This is a genomic window from Shewanella frigidimarina (assembly GCF_003797125.1).
In the GTDB taxonomy this organism is placed as follows: domain Bacteria; phylum Pseudomonadota; class Gammaproteobacteria; order Enterobacterales; family Shewanellaceae; genus Shewanella; species Shewanella frigidimarina.
Genome location: NZ_RKKE01000001.1, coordinates 299,929 through 316,190 on the forward strand (window position 1 = coordinate 299,929; position 16,262 = coordinate 316,190).

General features: G+C 42.8%; 8 protein-coding genes. 6 read left to right on the forward strand and 2 right to left on the reverse strand.

Translation table 11 applies throughout. The annotated features are described in order from the left end of the window. The first annotated feature begins 453 nt into the window (after window positions 1–453). Together gltB and EGC86_RS01330 are read left to right on the forward strand one after the other, a co-directional pair. The gene (gene gltB / locus EGC86_RS01325; protein WP_123776393.1) at window positions 454–4,902 is read left to right on the forward strand and encodes a glutamate synthase large subunit; all 4,449 of its coding nucleotides are present in this window, start codon (window positions 454–456) and stop codon (window positions 4,900–4,902) included. Window positions 4,903–4,907: 5 nt separating this feature from the next. Next, window positions 4,908–6,314 carry an FAD-dependent oxidoreductase gene (locus EGC86_RS01330; protein WP_123776394.1) on the forward strand — a complete coding sequence of 469 codons (1,407 nt, stop codon included), beginning with the start codon at window positions 4,908–4,910 and terminating at the stop codon, window positions 6,312–6,314. Window positions 6,315–6,503: 189 nt separating this feature from the next. On the opposite strand, the gene EGC86_RS01335 is transcribed toward EGC86_RS01330, so the two are convergent. Continuing rightward, a complete protein-coding gene (locus EGC86_RS01335) occupies window positions 6,504–7,172 on the reverse strand; it encodes a flagellar brake domain-containing protein (RefSeq protein ID WP_123776395.1) in 669 nt (222 codons plus the stop codon). A gap of 633 nt (window positions 7,173–7,805) precedes the next feature. On the opposite strand from EGC86_RS01335, the gene EGC86_RS01340 reads away from it, so the two are divergent. After that, on the forward strand, window positions 7,806–9,806 hold the full coding sequence (locus tag EGC86_RS01340; RefSeq protein WP_425376017.1) for a cytochrome c/FTR1 family iron permease: 2,001 nt from the start codon (window positions 7,806–7,808) through the stop codon (window positions 9,804–9,806). A 121-nt stretch (window positions 9,807–9,927) separates the two neighbouring features. Here the strand turns inward: EGC86_RS01340 and EGC86_RS01345 are convergent, their stop codons facing one another. After that, window positions 9,928–10,341, reverse strand: a complete 414-nt coding sequence (locus EGC86_RS01345) for a hypothetical protein (RefSeq protein ID WP_011638403.1) — start codon at window positions 10,339–10,341, stop codon at window positions 9,928–9,930. 240 nt (window positions 10,342–10,581) lie between these two features. Between EGC86_RS01345 and EGC86_RS01350 the strand changes: the two genes are divergently transcribed. The 3 genes from EGC86_RS01350 to EGC86_RS01360 all read left to right on the forward strand — a co-directional run bounded on the left by EGC86_RS01350 (window position 10,582) and on the right by EGC86_RS01360 (window position 16,160). After that, window positions 10,582–12,954, forward strand: coding sequence for a TonB-dependent receptor (locus EGC86_RS01350; protein ID WP_123776396.1), 2,373 nt, complete (start codon window positions 10,582–10,584; stop codon window positions 12,952–12,954). 11 nt (window positions 12,955–12,965) lie between these two features. Beyond that, complete coding sequence (locus EGC86_RS01355) at window positions 12,966–15,119, forward strand: FAD-dependent oxidoreductase (RefSeq protein WP_123776397.1); 2,154 nt, start codon at window positions 12,966–12,968, stop codon at window positions 15,117–15,119. A 147-nt stretch (window positions 15,120–15,266) separates the two neighbouring features. Beyond that, a complete protein-coding gene (locus tag EGC86_RS01360) occupies window positions 15,267–16,160 on the forward strand; it encodes a DUF547 domain-containing protein (RefSeq protein WP_123776398.1) in 894 nt (297 codons plus the stop codon). Window positions 16,161–16,262: the final 102 nt, after the last annotated feature.

The window sequence follows — 16,262 nt, forward strand, 5'->3', positions numbered from 1 at the left end:
TCAATAAAACGGGCTATCAATTCAAGCTAACGCTAAAGTTGTGCACAAACTCAAAAAACGTTTAAAACAATTTAAGTAATTTATACATTACTTAAAATGAATATTTAATCATTTAGAATAATTTTTTACCCAAAGACTGTATTTGAAATAAAATTCACTATTTTTATTTCAAAAATAATTCCTTGCTGTTGTTGCAAAAAGGTAAACAATTGTTTGAATATTTTCTAAAATTCTTTTTATTCAGAACGTTATAGGTGAAATATAACAGTTGACGTTAACGTCAAGTTGGTAGCTTATAACGTTTTTTTAGTAATAATATTTCAGTTTGTTGCATTTTTTTGGTTTGACCTTTATTCAATCTCAGTTTAATTTGAATGGTTCGGGTGCATATCTATGGATATTCTTCAAATTTACCCCGAGTCGTATCTAGTAGAGGTTTAGGGGGTTTTTTGTATGAGCTTGTATCATCCCAGTTTTGAGCGTGACAATTGCGGATTTGGTTTGATTGCACAAATGGACGGCGACGCAAGTCACCGCATTGTGCGTACCGCGATTCATGGTCTCGATCGAATGAAGCATCGTGGTGGTATTGCAGCTGACGGACGCACAGGTGATGGCTGTGGTCTATTAATGCAAATGCCTACAGATTTTTTTGAAGCTATTGCGGCAGAAAACGATTGGCATTTAAGCCGAAAATTTGCCGTAGGTATGCTATTTCTCAGCCAAGATGAACAACGCGCTGATGAAGCGAAGTTTATCTTAGAAAAAGAACTACAACGAGAAACACTTAGTGTCGCTGGCTGGCGTAAAGTACCGATTAATCCGGATGTCTTGGGGGAGATTGGCCGGGAAAGCTTGCCACAAATTTATCAAGTATTGATCAACGCGCCAGTAGGCTGGCGAGAAAAAGATCTCGAGCGTCGTCTATATATGGCTCGCCGCCGCCTTGAACAACAAATCACCGATGACAAAGACTTTTATGTCGCCAGTCTTTCTGGACAAGTCATTGTGTATAAAGGCTTAATGATGCCAGCAGATCTGCCATCATTTTACACTGACCTTGCAGATATTCGCTTGAAAAGTGCGATTTGCTTATTCCACCAGCGCTTTTCAACTAACACATCACCAAAGTGGCCATTAGCTCAACCGTTTCGATACCTCGCTCATAACGGCGAAATCAATACCATTACCGGTAACCGCCAATGGGCAAGAGCGCGCGCCTATAAGTTTAATTCGCCTTTGCTACCAGATTTACAACAAGCGGCCCCTTTTGTTAACGAAACAGGTTCAGACTCGTCTTCTTTAGACAATATGCTCGAAATGTTGTTATCAGGCGGGATGGATTTATATCGAGCCATGCGATTGCTTATTCCACCAGCATGGCAATCAAATCCTGAAATGGATGACGAGTTAAAGGCCTTTTACGATTTTAACTCAATGCACATGGAGCCGTGGGACGGCCCTGCAGGCATTGTAATGACCAATGGCCGCCATGCTGCCTGTGCGGTAGATCGTAACGGTCTACGCCCTTCACGTTACGTTATAACCAAGGATCGTATCCTCACCTTAGCGTCTGAAGTCGGTATTTGGGATTATTCCGCCGATGAAGTGATTGAAAAAGGCCGCGTTGGGCCCGGTGAGTTATTAGTATTAGATACCTTGAATGGTCGTTTGTATCATTCATTTGAAATTGATAATGACTTAAAGCGTCGCCATCCTTACAAAGAGTGGATGGCTAAAAACAGTCAGACATTGATCCCTGCTGAGGAAATGGCTCCAACCAAACAAGGTTCAAGTGGTTTTGATAACAAAACACTGCTGCAATATCAAAAACAGTTTGGTTTTACCCGTGAAGAATTAGAACAAGTTATTTGGGTACTTGCGAGCAAAGGTGAAGAAGCCATTGGCTCAATGGGTGATGATACGCCTATGGCAGTATTGTCGAAAAAGTCGCGTTCACTGTACGACTATTTCCGCCAAAAATTTGCTCAGGTAACCAACCCGCCTATTGATCCGTTACGTGAAAAACACGTGATGTCGTTAGCCACTTGTGTCGGTCGCGAACAAAATCTATTTAGCGAAACCACCGGTAACGCTTACCGAGTCATGTTCAATTCACCGATTTTGTTATTCAGTGATTTTAATCAGTTACTGGGATTAGACAGCACTAACTATCGCGCCAACACAGTTGATTTAAACTATGATGCCAATGAAACGTTAGAGCAGGCTATTCGCCGTATTACCGACGAAGCTGAACGCTTAGCTCGCAGCGGCACGACATTGTTAGTATTGTCTGACCGTGCTGTAGCGAAAAGTGCTCAAGTTATCCCAGCCGCTATGGCTGTGGGTTCTGTGCAAACTCGTTTAGTGGATAAAAGCCTACGTTGTGACACTAACATTATTGTTGAAACAGCTTCAGCACGCGATCCGCATCATTTTGCGGTGTTAATTGGTTTTGGTGCCACGGCTATCTACCCTTACCTCGCCTATGAATCTATTTCAGCAATGGCAAAACTGCATCAAGTCGATGATGTAACCCATTTAATGCTTAACTTCCGTTATGGCATTGAAAAAGGCTTACGTAAAATCATGTCTAAAATGGGCATCAGTACCGTAGGTTCATATCGTTGTAGCCAACAATTTGAAGCTGTGGGTTTAGCCAGTGATGTGATTGAGTTATGTTTTAAAGGCGTGATAAGCCGTATTGAAGGTGTCAGTTTTAATCATATTGCCGATGACCAGAAAATACTCCATACCGCTGCATATCGCGCCCATGTGCCATTACCACAAGGTGGTTTATTAAAGTACGTTGAAGGTGGTGAATATCACTGCTTTAATCCAGACGTGGTGAATACCTTACAAGCATCATTAAAAGACAAAAACTACGCTGAATACAAAAAATTTACTCACTTAGTTGATGATCGCCCAGTGGCCACGTTACGTGATTTAATCGGCATTAAAGGTCAACTAAATGCCATTGAAATAGACACGGTCGAAGGCGCTGAAAAGCTTTACCCTCGCTTTGATAGCGCAGCCATGAGCATTGGTGCTTTAAGCCCTGAAGCTCATGAAGCATTAGCGGTTGCGATGAACCGTCTTGGTGGACGATCAAACTCAGGTGAAGGTGGCGAAGATGCACGTCGTTTCAATAGCGAACGTAACTCGGCCATCAAACAAATTGCATCGGGCCGCTTTGGCGTTACCGCGCATTACTTAGTTAACGCTGATGTGCTGCAAATTAAGGTAGCTCAAGGTGCAAAACCGGGTGAAGGTGGGCAATTACCTGGCCATAAAGTCAGTGTTGAAATCGCAGGACTTCGTCATGCTCGTCCAGGTGTTACCTTGATTTCACCGCCGCCGCACCACGATATTTACTCGATTGAAGATTTAGCTCAGCTGATTTTCGATTTAAAACAAATCAATCCAAAAGCCTTAGTGTCGGTCAAGCTAGTATCAGAACCCGGTGTTGGCACCATTGCAACCGGTGTTGCAAAAGCCTATGCCGATATGATCACTATATCAGGTTACGACGGCGGCACTGGCGCAAGCCCTATCACCTCGGTGAAATACGCAGGTTCACCTTGGGAGCTTGGTTTAGCGGAAGTGCATCAGTCGCTAGTAGAAAATGGTTTACGTCATAAAATCCGCCTGCAAGTGGATGGCGGCTTAAAAACCGGTACCGACGTGATTAAAGCAGCGTTACTGGGCGCCGAAAGCTTTGGCTTTGGTACAGTGCCGATGATTGCGCTTGGGTGTAAATACTTACGTATTTGTCATCTTAATAACTGCGCTACCGGTGTGGCAACTCAAGATAAAAACTTACGCGAAAACCATTATCACGGTTTACCTGAACGTGTCATGACCTACTTTGAATTTGTGGCTCAAGAAGTGCGTGAATGGATGGCTGCATTAGGGGTAGCTCAATTCGAAGATTTAGTCGGACGGAGCGACTGGTTACATGCGCTTGAAGGTCAAACAGACAAGCAGCGTGGCTTAGATTTAGCACCAATTTTATATAAACCAAAAGTACAGGCAAACTCATCTCTGACTTGGAAAGAAATCAATCCGCCTTCAGATGTTGGCCAATTAAATCAAACCTTGTTAGCGGATTGTCGTAAAGCAGTTGAAACTGGCGAACCGTTTTCTTATCAATATCAAATCAATAATACCGATCGCTCGGTAGGCGCGACATTGTCAGGTTTTATCGCTACGACTGTTGGTGTAACGGGTGCAAAACAGCCGTTAACACTTGGTTTTAATGGCAGTGCGGGCCAAAGCTTTGGCGTATGGAACAGCCCAGGCCTTGAACTTAAGCTGTGCGGTGATGCTAATGATTATGTCGGCAAAGGCATGTCTGGCGGTAAGATCGTTATTCACCCACCTATTGGTAGCCCGTTCCAGAGTGAACGTAGTGCCATTATGGGTAATACCTGTTTATACGGTGCTACTGGCGGTAAGTTGTTTGCTGCAGGCCAAGCGGGCGAGCGATTCGCTGTGCGTAACTCTGGCGCTATCGCGGTCGTTGAAGGCAGTGGCGATAATTGTTGCGAATACATGACAAGCGGTATCGTGGTTATCCTAGGGAAAACTGGAGTCAACTTCGGTGCAGGCATGACGGGCGGATTTGCCTATGTATTTGACCAATTTGGTCGCTTTAATCGCAGAGTGAACACCGAAATGGTCGACACTCAAAAATTAGAATCTACCATCCACCAGCAACACTTAAAAGGCCTGATTGAAACTCACTATGCTGAAACCGGCAGTGAACATGCTCATATGATTTTAAGTGACTTTGAAAACTGGTTGGATTGTTTCGTATTAGTTAAACCAAAGAATATTGCCGTTGCTGACCTGCTAAAAATTGAGCAGAAGAGTCCGGAATTAGTGGTAAAGGCGGGGTAATCATTATGAGCAATGACTTTCAATTTATAGAAGTGGGTCGAGCTGACCCCATTAAACATGAAGCGAAAAAACGTGCTACACAATTTATTGAAATTTATCAGCCGTTTACGCAACCGGAAGTAAAACAACAAGCCGATCGCTGTCTTGACTGCGGTAACCCGTATTGCGAATGGAAGTGCCCACTGCATAACTACATTCCAAACTGGTTAAAACTGGCAGAAGAAGGTCGCATTATGGAAGCGGCAGACTTGGTGCATGAAACCAATACTCTGCCAGAAATATGTGGCCGGGTGTGCCCACAAGACCGTTTATGCGAAGGTGCTTGTACCTTAAACGACGACTTTGGTGCGGTCACCATTGGCAGTGTTGAAAAATACATTACCGATACTGCAATTGCCCAAGGCTGGCGCCCAGACATGAAGGATGTGACGCCACGTAAAGAGCGTGTTGCCATTATTGGAGCGGGTCCTGCGGGTCTTGGCTGTGCTGATGTGTTGGCTCGTAATGGTGTGCAAGCCGTGGTGTATGATAAATACCCACAAATTGGTGGTTTGCTCACTTATGGCATCCCATCATTCAAACTTGATAAAGATGTTATGGCAACCCGCCGTTCTGTGCTTGAAGGCATGGGCATTCAATTCAAAATGGGTGTCACTGTCGGCAAGGATGTGAGTTTTCAAAGCCTGTTAGACGAGTACGATTCTGTCTTTCTGGGTATGGGTACTTACACGGCCATGAAAGCTAAACTGCCTAATGAAGACGCTGAAGGCGTTATTCAAGCGCTGCCGTATCTTATTGGCAATACTCATCACATTATGGGTACTCAAGACGACGCTACCCCTTATCTAAGCCTTGAGGGTAAAGATGTGGTGGTATTAGGCGGCGGTGATACGGCAATGGATTGTGTGCGCACAGCCATTCGTCAAGGTGCTAAGAGTGTGACATGTGCTTATCGTCGTGACGAAGCCAACATGCCGGGCTCTCGCCGTGAAGTGCAAAATGCGCGCGAAGAAGGCGTTAACTTCTTATTTAATCGTCAACCCGTGGCAATTAAAGCTGAAAACGGTCAAATCGTTGGGATTGAATGCGTTGAAACCAAAATGGGAGAAGCTGATGCCAGTGGACGTCAACGCGCTGAAATCATTGCTGGTAGTGAGCAAGTGTTAGCAACCGATGCGCTGATTATAGCCTTTGGTTTCCAAGCTAGTCCTGCTGCTTGGTTTAGTGATTTTGGTATTGAAACCAACGAATGGGGATTAGTTAAAGCCAAGAAAACCGACGACAATCCATTCCAAACCACTAACCCGAAAGTGTTTGCTGGTGGTGATATGGTGCGAGGTTCTGACTTAGTGGTAACGGCTATAGCAGAAGGTCGAGATGCAGCATTAGGCATTTTAAACTATTTAGACTAACAGCTAGCCATAATAACGCTAAAAGCTGGCTAAAGGTAAGCAGACCTTTAGCCAGCCTATAGTCTAATAATAAAAGCTGGAATACCGAGTTTGCTTGTGAATTTTCGCGTATCTTTTGATGCGCATTTTTTTATCTTTTTTTCGCACAATGAGTCACAATCAAAAACAACTACTAGGATTCTCTTTTGGTCACGGCTTTTTAGTTGAACTCACTAAAAAGTAACTAAAAATATTATCTTTTAATTGTGGATGCTCATCTGAAAACTTCACCCCAATATTCAATACACCTTCAATGTTTTGACCTTTAACCATGCTACCCGTTAAAATCCCTGAAAGATCAGTGTTAATCGAGATAGCCACATGTATCTCTTCGCCTTGTTCAATACTCACCGTTTTGGCGTCTACCGTAAGCAAACAGCCAGTAGAAGAAAAGTCGAGCATTTTTGCACTGATTTTATTGTCATTGTGCATAATAAACACATCTTGCTCGATATTAACTCGCAACTGATCTCTGACTTTTTTCTTGATGATAGTTTTAGGCACGCTAATGCACAGCATTCTAATAGGTTGATTAACCACAGAGAATATGGTCGATTTAAAAGCAACAATGTCTTTAAAACCGCTATTCGTCATCGCCCTTACCACAATTTCAGCGTTCACTAGCATATGCTGATAAGCCTCAGAAAAACCTTTATTGGGATACTCAATCAAGATAAACCGCCCAACCTGATAACCAATTAAGCTCGAACGTGACTGCACTGTTTTACCATTGGCAAAATGAATTTCAACGAACAATTCCATACCAATGTCAATTAGGCGAAGATCAGCATACAACGAAGCACTTACTGGCGTTGTCATTCGTTATTTACCATCGTGTTACTCATCATAATGGACCTCATTTCTATTAATCTATCGACTCCAATAACACTTAATAACATTAACATATCAGGTTTAGTTTAGTAGTCACTAGCGTAGTGCTAATCCTACCTAACCTCAATCCTGAGTAATCGATGCAAAAATCATTAGCAGCCAGCTTATTTCGAGACTGCAATTGCAAATTTGGCATGTGTTTTATTAACATCACATATTGGCACATCAATCGTTAATCTACGGTAAGTCCATACAACGCAGGTAACAACACGAAGGGTTATTTGAGAGGCGTTTGTCATTCCGAGTATCGGTTACTTATACCAAACAGTGATATTTAATACTGACTATTGTATATCAACAAGGCATCAGGCTCATATCTTTAGCATTAAAGTATAATGCTAACCTACTGTTATAAAACTGAATAACCTATTTTGATACTGCCTCTAAATATTTTTCATGGCCAAAAGTTTCACCTTAAATCACTTTTTATACTGATAGCATTATCTAACAAGCCTTCAGAGTGATTGATTAGCCTCATGCAAGAAAGTAGAATGATAACGATTATCATTTATTTTTATTTAGTTTAAAGAATAATTCCTTCATTCCTATTAAGGCAATACCTTGAATACTTTCTTAAGCAGCTTCACGTTATGGCGACAACAGCTCACATCTTCGGTGTTCAACAGATGTCTGTTGGTTGTCATTGCCTCGGTGTTTTCAACGTCTTTATGGGCACAAAGCCCGGCAGTCACGTCACAAGAGACATCACCAGATTTTTTAAAACAAACACGACAAATTCTTCAATTAGCTGAATACATTGGTGTTGATTATTCAGAAGCCGTAACCGAAGGTAGTATCTCTAATCCAGATGAATTTGCTGAAATGCAGCAATTCGCTAGCATCATTATCGAAAAAACAAACCTGCTCGCCAATGATGTGCCAAATTCATTAACGGCCGATGCATTACAATTACAGCAAGCCATTGCTGACAAATCATCACTGGATGTTATTCAAGGGCTTAGCCAAAAAATACGTAACCAGTTATTAAGCCAGTCTCCAGCATTAGTGTTACCAACACAGCTTTTGGCTAAAGAGAATGTTAAACAGCTGTTTATCGAAAATTGTTCAACATGTCATGGTGATTTAGGCCAAGGCGATGGACCACTGGCCAAATCATTGTCACCAGAGCCAACCAACTTTACTGATCAAGAACGTGCATTAAACCGTTCATTATTGGGGCTTTACGATGCGATTTCAGATGGTTTAGATGGCAGTGCGATGCGTGCTTTTAGTGAGTTAAATGATCAACAGCGTTGGTCACTGGCTTTCTATGTTGGTAGTTTAGCTTTTGAGCCAACAGCAACGACAACGAAGCACATCGAGAATGATGCGAATATCGAATTACAACAGTGGGTCAATAGCAATCCAACCCAGTTAATTGAGCAAAATGTCGAAATTGATAAAGCCCAATTAGCATTACTCCGATCACAACCTGAGTTACTGTTTCAACATGCTGACTCGCCTATTTCGGTAGCCCGCACTAACTTACAGGCTGCTGTAAAAGCATATCAAGCCAATGAGTTAGCGCAAGCGCAAACCTTAGCCGTTAGCGCCTATCTCGACGGTTTTGAATTAATTGAGAACAATTTAGATGCTCACGACAGTAGTTTGCGTAAATCGATTGAAAGCCAGCTACTTAATTTTAGAAATATCCTAAAAACAACAGGACAGGATAACCAGGTAAATCAACAGTTAACCAGTATTCTGGCTCAGCTGGACCAAGCGGACACACTACTAACGGAGCAATCACTATCCAATAATGCCATGTTTTCGGCTGCATTAATCATCTTGCTACGCGAAGGATTAGAAGCACTGCTCGTTATCATTGCCTTAATGACAGTGTTAATTAAAACCGAACGTCAGGATGCGATTAAATTTGTTCACTTTGGTTGGATATCAGCACTTGCTGCTGGTGTATTAACCTGGTGGGCTGCAGATAACCTGATTAGCATTAGCGGAGCCTCAAGGGAGTTAATGGAAGGTGGTGCTGCATTGCTGGCCGCATTGGTATTGTTCTATGTTGGTTATTGGATGCACAGTAAAACCCAAGGTTCTAAATGGCAAAGTTACATTAAAAATAATGTCGACCGCCATTTAAACACTGGCACGTTATGGGGTCTCACTGGGCTGGCGTTTATTTCGGTCTATCGTGAAGTCTTTGAAACGATTTTGTTCTATCAGTCATTACTGACACAAGCCATAGGCTCTGCCAGCAGCAATGAACAAGTGAGTTACTTAGTTTACGGCTTGCTAGCAGGTATGGCTATTTTAGTGGTAATTGCTTGGTTAATGATGCGCTATTCAGTTAAATTGCCATTAGCCCGCTTTTTTGCGGTGAGTTCTTACTTCATGCTTATTTTAGCGTTTATCTTGGCAGGAAAAGGGATTTCAGCGTTACAAGAAGCTGCAGTAATTAGCCTTACGCCCTTCCCTATAGATGTGTCGATTAGCTGGTTAGGAATAGCGTCTACATGGCAAGGTTTGGGCACACAAATGGTGATCGTAGTATTGTTTAGTTTACTGGTTATCCGTAATCGTACTCAAAGCCTTACTACTTACTAATGGAATCATCGTTAGAATTCGATTAGCGTTTGGTTTTATTACTTAACATTAGGCGTTCAATAAAAAAGGCCGACTAAATATTTTTAGTCGGCCTTTTTGTATCGGAAAATCGCTTAGTAATTTATTTCACAGTAAACTTGGTATCTTCATTTCTTAACATGTACAACGCAAAACACGCGGCCCACATTGGCCATGCAGCAAAAAACAATAGGTTATTAAATGCATCAAAATATTGATTAAATGCCGATAACGTTGAAGCACCGTGCATTAGAAAGATAACCCCGTAAGTGATACGCTTTTTAATACCCAATACAAACGCAAATACTAAAGCTAATTGCAGTGCACCCATAACATATGCAGCAACCTCACTCATTCCGCCTATGCCATAGAACTTCTCGAAAATTTTCATACTGTGGCCAGGATTGACGAACTTATCTAATGTCCATACCAGCATCACCACAAACACGCCTAAGCGTAAAGAAAGTAACGACCACTGCAGTTTTTTCTGAGTATCATTGCTAATTGATGTTTGCATCTTAATTCCTTAAAAAATATATAAAAATAACATCATCTAGGGTCTGTTGACCGTCTAAATAAGCTAAACTGACCATTACTGAAATTCATCAGCCGCTAATTGACCGAGTAAAGCGCAACTATGTTGCACTAGTAGTTATGCCATTTAGATCTAACGCAATGAAAATTGGCATAACATGATTGAAATAAACTTGTTAACAACAAGGTCCCTTTCACCAAGTTCATTACAGCAGAAAAAATTATGCCTATTTATCGTTATCCTAGCCGTTCACTTACCGCACTAGCTATTAGCGTAGCCTTGTATTCATCAATAGCTTCATCAATGGCTGCTGCAGCCGAAGACACCTCGTCTATCGAAGTCATTCAGGTATCAGGTAAAGCGATTAACGATAAAGGCATGTCACCTAAAAACAGCACTGTTGATGGCCCATTTGGTGACGGAATAGCATTAAAAGATATTGCCCGTTCAGTGACGCCTATTACCAGTGAAATGATTGAACAGCTTAATATCATTGATTTATCTGACATTCAAAAAGTCAGCCCTAACAGTTACTCCGCTAGCGGCTTTGGTGCATCAAGCCTACCCACTATTCGTGGCCAACTAGGCGAGCTATATCAAGACGGTGTGCGTCGCCAAGCGGGCAACAATGGTTTTGGTGTCCCCATGTCGTTTAACGCTGTCGAACAAATTGATGTGGTAAAAGGCGCACCGCCAGTGCTATTAGGCACCAGCCAGCGTAATGGTGGGTTTGTTAACATACATTCTAAAGTCGCGCCTACTGACGACCAGTTTACTCATCTCACGTTATCGGGTGGAAGCTGGGATCATTACCGTGCACAAATAGATGTTGGCACCGACATTGTCGCCAATCAAAGCGGTGTTCGCTTAAGTGCTGAACATATCGATAATGGCAGCTTTTATGATTATTCAGGCTTTAAAAGCGACAGTGTTTTTGTGGCATTTAGTTTACTGCCAGACGATGTCAGCACCTGGGACATTAATGTCGAATACTATGATGTTGAGTTTACCGACAACGCGGGGATCAACCGTCCGACTCAAGCATTAATCGACCACGGTTTGTACGTTACAGGTCAAGGTGTGCAGCCTAATGGCAGCACTATAGCTGGCGCCAATGCCATCGTATCGCCAACCGGGTTAGTTGAGATAGACCGTAGCCAAGTATTAACCGACCCCGACAATATCAATAACGCCCAAACCTTTTTACTTCACAGCACCTATGTGCGTGAACTAAGCGATAAAGCGACCTTTAAAAATATTACCTATTATCAGCATCTAGAACGTGAAGAAATTGCTCAAAACAGTTTTGTTGAAATTATTGATGGCGCAGATACCGCACAAAATAGAGTTGAATTGGCCTATCAGTGGAACGATGCTCAAAGCACCATTACTGCTGTCGATATTCGTTATAACAAAGTATTAGGTTACAGCCAATTTACCACCGAAGCGGACTTACCTATCGACTTAACGGGCCCCATTGAAAACCGCCGTATTCCGCTTACTGCTGAGCAACAAGGTCGATTAGTTGAACTGCGCCCAGGTGTGTTTGTATCCCCCGGTGCTCAGTACGATACCAATGCCGATGGCAGCGGTGATTTTTCATTGTCAGACACCACTGACTCAACCAGTTGGCAAACGGGTTTAGCCATTCAACATAACAGCCAATGGACAGATAAGTTTTCGACCAGCGTAGGTTATCGTGCCGATTTTTATAATGTAGATGCGCGCGATGCCATTGCCCCGCAAGGGCAAGTTGCCGCCAGCGATTCAATAAGTGAAATGCTTGAATCTGGCCAAATCAGTTTGAGTTACCGCCTTAGTGACGACATCACTACCTATGCCAGTGCCAGTTATAACGAGTCAACCTCAAACAGTATGGCTGGCGGCACCACATTAGGCGCCAACAACCAAATTAGTAGCCAAAACTTTGCCACCGAAAATACCCTGACTGAAGTGGGCATTAAGTACTCACCCACGGACAGTGCTTGGTATGTTGATGCTGCCGTGTTTGATCAAAAACGCAGTCTACGAAATCGTGATGGCAGCAATACCGGCATTCGCACTAAAGGCTTTGAAGCCCAAGCCTTTTATGATGCTGACCCGTTTTGGTTAAGCGCGGGCTACAGTTATTTAGACGCCCGTTATGATGACTCAGCCAGTAGCCAAGATACGGTACAAGTTGCCGATACATTTGATAATTCACGCCCAGACATTATTGCTGGCACAGGTATTGGCGCACCAAACTTCGCTTCATTTGCAGCGTCTGACCGCCGTGTACAAGGCCTTCCTGAACAAACGTTCACAATTAATGGCGGAATGTCGATTACTGAGAAATGGAAAGCAGGTTTCTCCGGTCTATATACCAAGAGTTACCCATTAGACTATTTAGCGACTGTGTATATTCGCGATCAATACACGCTTAACGTTAACACTCGCTATGATTTTACCGAGCAAACAAGTTTAAGGCTGGATGTGAATAACGTGACTAACCAAAAGAACTGGCGTCCGGTGTTTGAAGGCGGTTATTTCGGATCAACATTGGTTTTTCCTGAACTACCTGTTAACGCTACCCTTACCTTACAGCATTCATTTTAAGGCTATAAATTATGTTTAAAAAAATTGTGTTATTACTGATTGCTGCATCATTAGTGGGATTATTTTTCCACTTTGATTTGCATCAATTACTGACCTTAGAGGGCCTAAAAGGCTCAATGAATGACTTCAGTCAATTACGTGAAGAGTCACCATTGTTAGTTATTGGCGGGTTCTTTTTATTGTATGTGGCCGTGACCGCATTGTCTTTACCCGGCGCTGCCATTCTTACCATCGCCTCGGGAGCCTTATTCGGCATCGTCGAAGGATTAATTATTGCGTCGTTTGCCTCGAGTATTGGCGCAACAATGGCATTTTTAGTGTCGCGTTATCTGTTGCGTGATTCAATTAAACAACGTTTTCCAGAGCGCTTAGCGGCCATTGATGCCGGAATTGAAAAAGAAGGTGGCTTTTACTTATTTACCTTACGTTTGGTACCAATATTTCCGTTCTTTTTAATCAACATGCTAATGGGCGTTACTGCATTTAAATCGTGGACTTTTTACTGGGTAAGCCAAGTCGGTATGTTTTTGGGCACCTTTGTTTACGTTAATGCGGGGACTCAGTTGGCACAAATTGACAGCTTATCGAACATTTTATCGGTTAACCTTATCCTGTCGTTTGCACTATTAGGTTTATTCCCGCTTATCGCTAAGGCAATAGTCAATATGATCAAAAAACGTCGTGTATACAGCAAATGGACCAAGCCAGCTAAATTTGATCGCAACATGATTGTGATTGGCGCAGGTGCTGGTGGCATAGTAACCAGTTATATTGCTGCCGCAGTAAAAGCTAAAGTGACCTTAATTGAAGCCGGCGAAATGGGCGGCGACTGCTTAAACTATGGCTGTGTGCCGAGTAAAGCGATTATTAAAAGCGCTAAAATTGCTCAGCAAATACGAAACGCCCATCATTACGGCTTAGAAGACAGCACTCCTGAATTCTCATTTAAAAAAGTCATGGCGCGGGTGCATCAAGTGGTGGCCGATATAGCTCCACACGACAGTGTTGAGCGTTACACTAATTTAGGTGTCGACGTAGTCAAAGGCTATGCAAAATTAGTTGACCCATGGACAGTTGAAATTAGCCACCCAGACGGTAATACCAGCCGCTTAACCGCGCGTAGTATTGTTATTGCCACAGGTGCTCGCCCGTTTGTGCCACCGTTACCAGGCATAGAAGACGTCGGTTATGTTACCAGTGATACCTTGTGGGATGAGTTTGCAAAACTCGATACAGCACCACAAAAATTAGTGGTACTAGGCGGCGGCCCAATTGGCTCAGAACTGGCACAAAGCTTTGCCCGTTTAGGATCCAAAGTGACTCAAGTTGAAATGGCTGAGCGCATCATGATCAAAGAAGATCTTGAAGTGTCTGAGTTTGCCACCCAAGCCTTGCAAAAAAGTGGCGTGAATATTTTAACCTCACACCAAGCGCTGCGCTGCGAACTGCGTGACGGTAAAAAATACCTTATCGTTAAACATCAAGAGCAAGAGTTAGCGTTAGAATACGACCAGCTTTTATGTGCAGTCGGTCGTAGTGCCCGCTTAAGCGGTTACGGCTTAGAAGAGTTAGGTATTGAAACTAACCGTACTATCGTCACCAATGAATATTTAGAAACCTTATACCCAAATATCTATGCGGCGGGTGACATTGTTGGGCCTTATCAATTTACTCACGTGGCTGCGCATCAAGGCTGGTACGCGGCAGTCAATGGACTGTTTGGCCACTTGAAAAAGTTCAAAGTGGATTACCGCGTTATTCCATGGACTACGTTTATCGATCCAGAAGTGGCTCGTGTAGGTATTAATGAATACGAAGCCAAACAGCAAGGTATTGATTACGAGGTGACTCGCTTTGATTTTGCCGAGCTTGATCGTGCCATTACCGACAGTGCTACCGAAGGGTTTATTAAAGTGATTACCCCTAAAGGTAAAGATAAAATCTTAGGTGTGACCGTGGTGTCTGAACACGCTGGTGATTTAATTGCTGAATTTGTGTTGGCAATGAAACACGGCTTAGGCCTTAACAAGATTTTAGGCACCATACACAGTTACCCAACATGGGCCGAAGGTAACAAATACGCAGCGGGTGAATGGAAGCGTAACCATGCACCAGAAACAGTGTTGCGCTGGTTAGAAAAATACCACACTTGGCGCCGTGGCTAACCATACAGAGTAATCGCTAAGGCTCGTAAAAATGGGCCTTAGCTTATAGATTCTAAATAATGTCGCTTAGGAAGTAGTTCTGGATAGCGAGTATTAGAAAATAACTCGAGATAACGGTTCTTAGAAACTTAAAGTAGGTCTCAGATAATGAAAAAATTAACGCGATGTGCTCAATCGTTTGTGCTGACTTTAGGTCTATTGCTGAGCTTGTTTGGCATTAATACGGCTATTGCGGCGGTTGAAGAGTCTGAGGCTCTTTCTGATGCTAATCATCTTGTGGAGAGCCAGACAAAAATGGCACTACATGATGAGTGGAATACCTTGCTCAGCCGTCATGTAAAACCGATTAATTCAGGTCACAGTAGCGCGGTAGATTACGCCGCGATACAACAAGATCGAACCATATTGACCGACTATCTCAACCAATTAAGTCTGATAACTCAAGCAGAGTTTGATGCTTGGGACAAAGCATCGCAATTAGCATTTTTAATCAATGCTTACAACGCGTGGACAGTTGAGCTTATCTTAACTAAATACCCTGACCTCGACTCAATCAAAGATCTAGGCGGATTTTTTAGTTCTCCATGGGATAAAAGCTTTATTCCGTTATTAGGTAAAACTCGCAGCCTCAATGATATTGAGCACAAACTAATTCGTGGTAGTGATCGTTACAACGACCCCAGAATCCACTTCGCGGTAAACTGTGCCAGCATTGGTTGCCCTGCATTACGTGAAGAAGCCTACACAGGCGCTAAACTCGAGCTGCAATTAACCGAGCAAACTGAACGTTTTCTTGCCGATAGCAGTAGAAATTATGCCAAGGGAGACAGCCTGTATTTGTCTTCTATCTTTAAATGGTATGGCGATGATTTTGCCAAAGGATTTCGTAACACTCATTCTATTGAAGCATTTTTACTGCTTTATTCCAATAGTAATAAAGGTGTTCTGACACTAACTCCTGCACAGCGTCAAGCGGCAAAAAAACAACAACTCGATATTGAATTTTTAGATTATGACTGGTCACTTAATGTTGCTGGCTAATTTTCGCTGGCAGCATATCGTTGGCACAGCCTTTTACAGCAACCTTATAAAATCTAAGGTTGTGATTAGCTTGGGGCTTAGTGCTTTGTTGCTTGCTGCTGG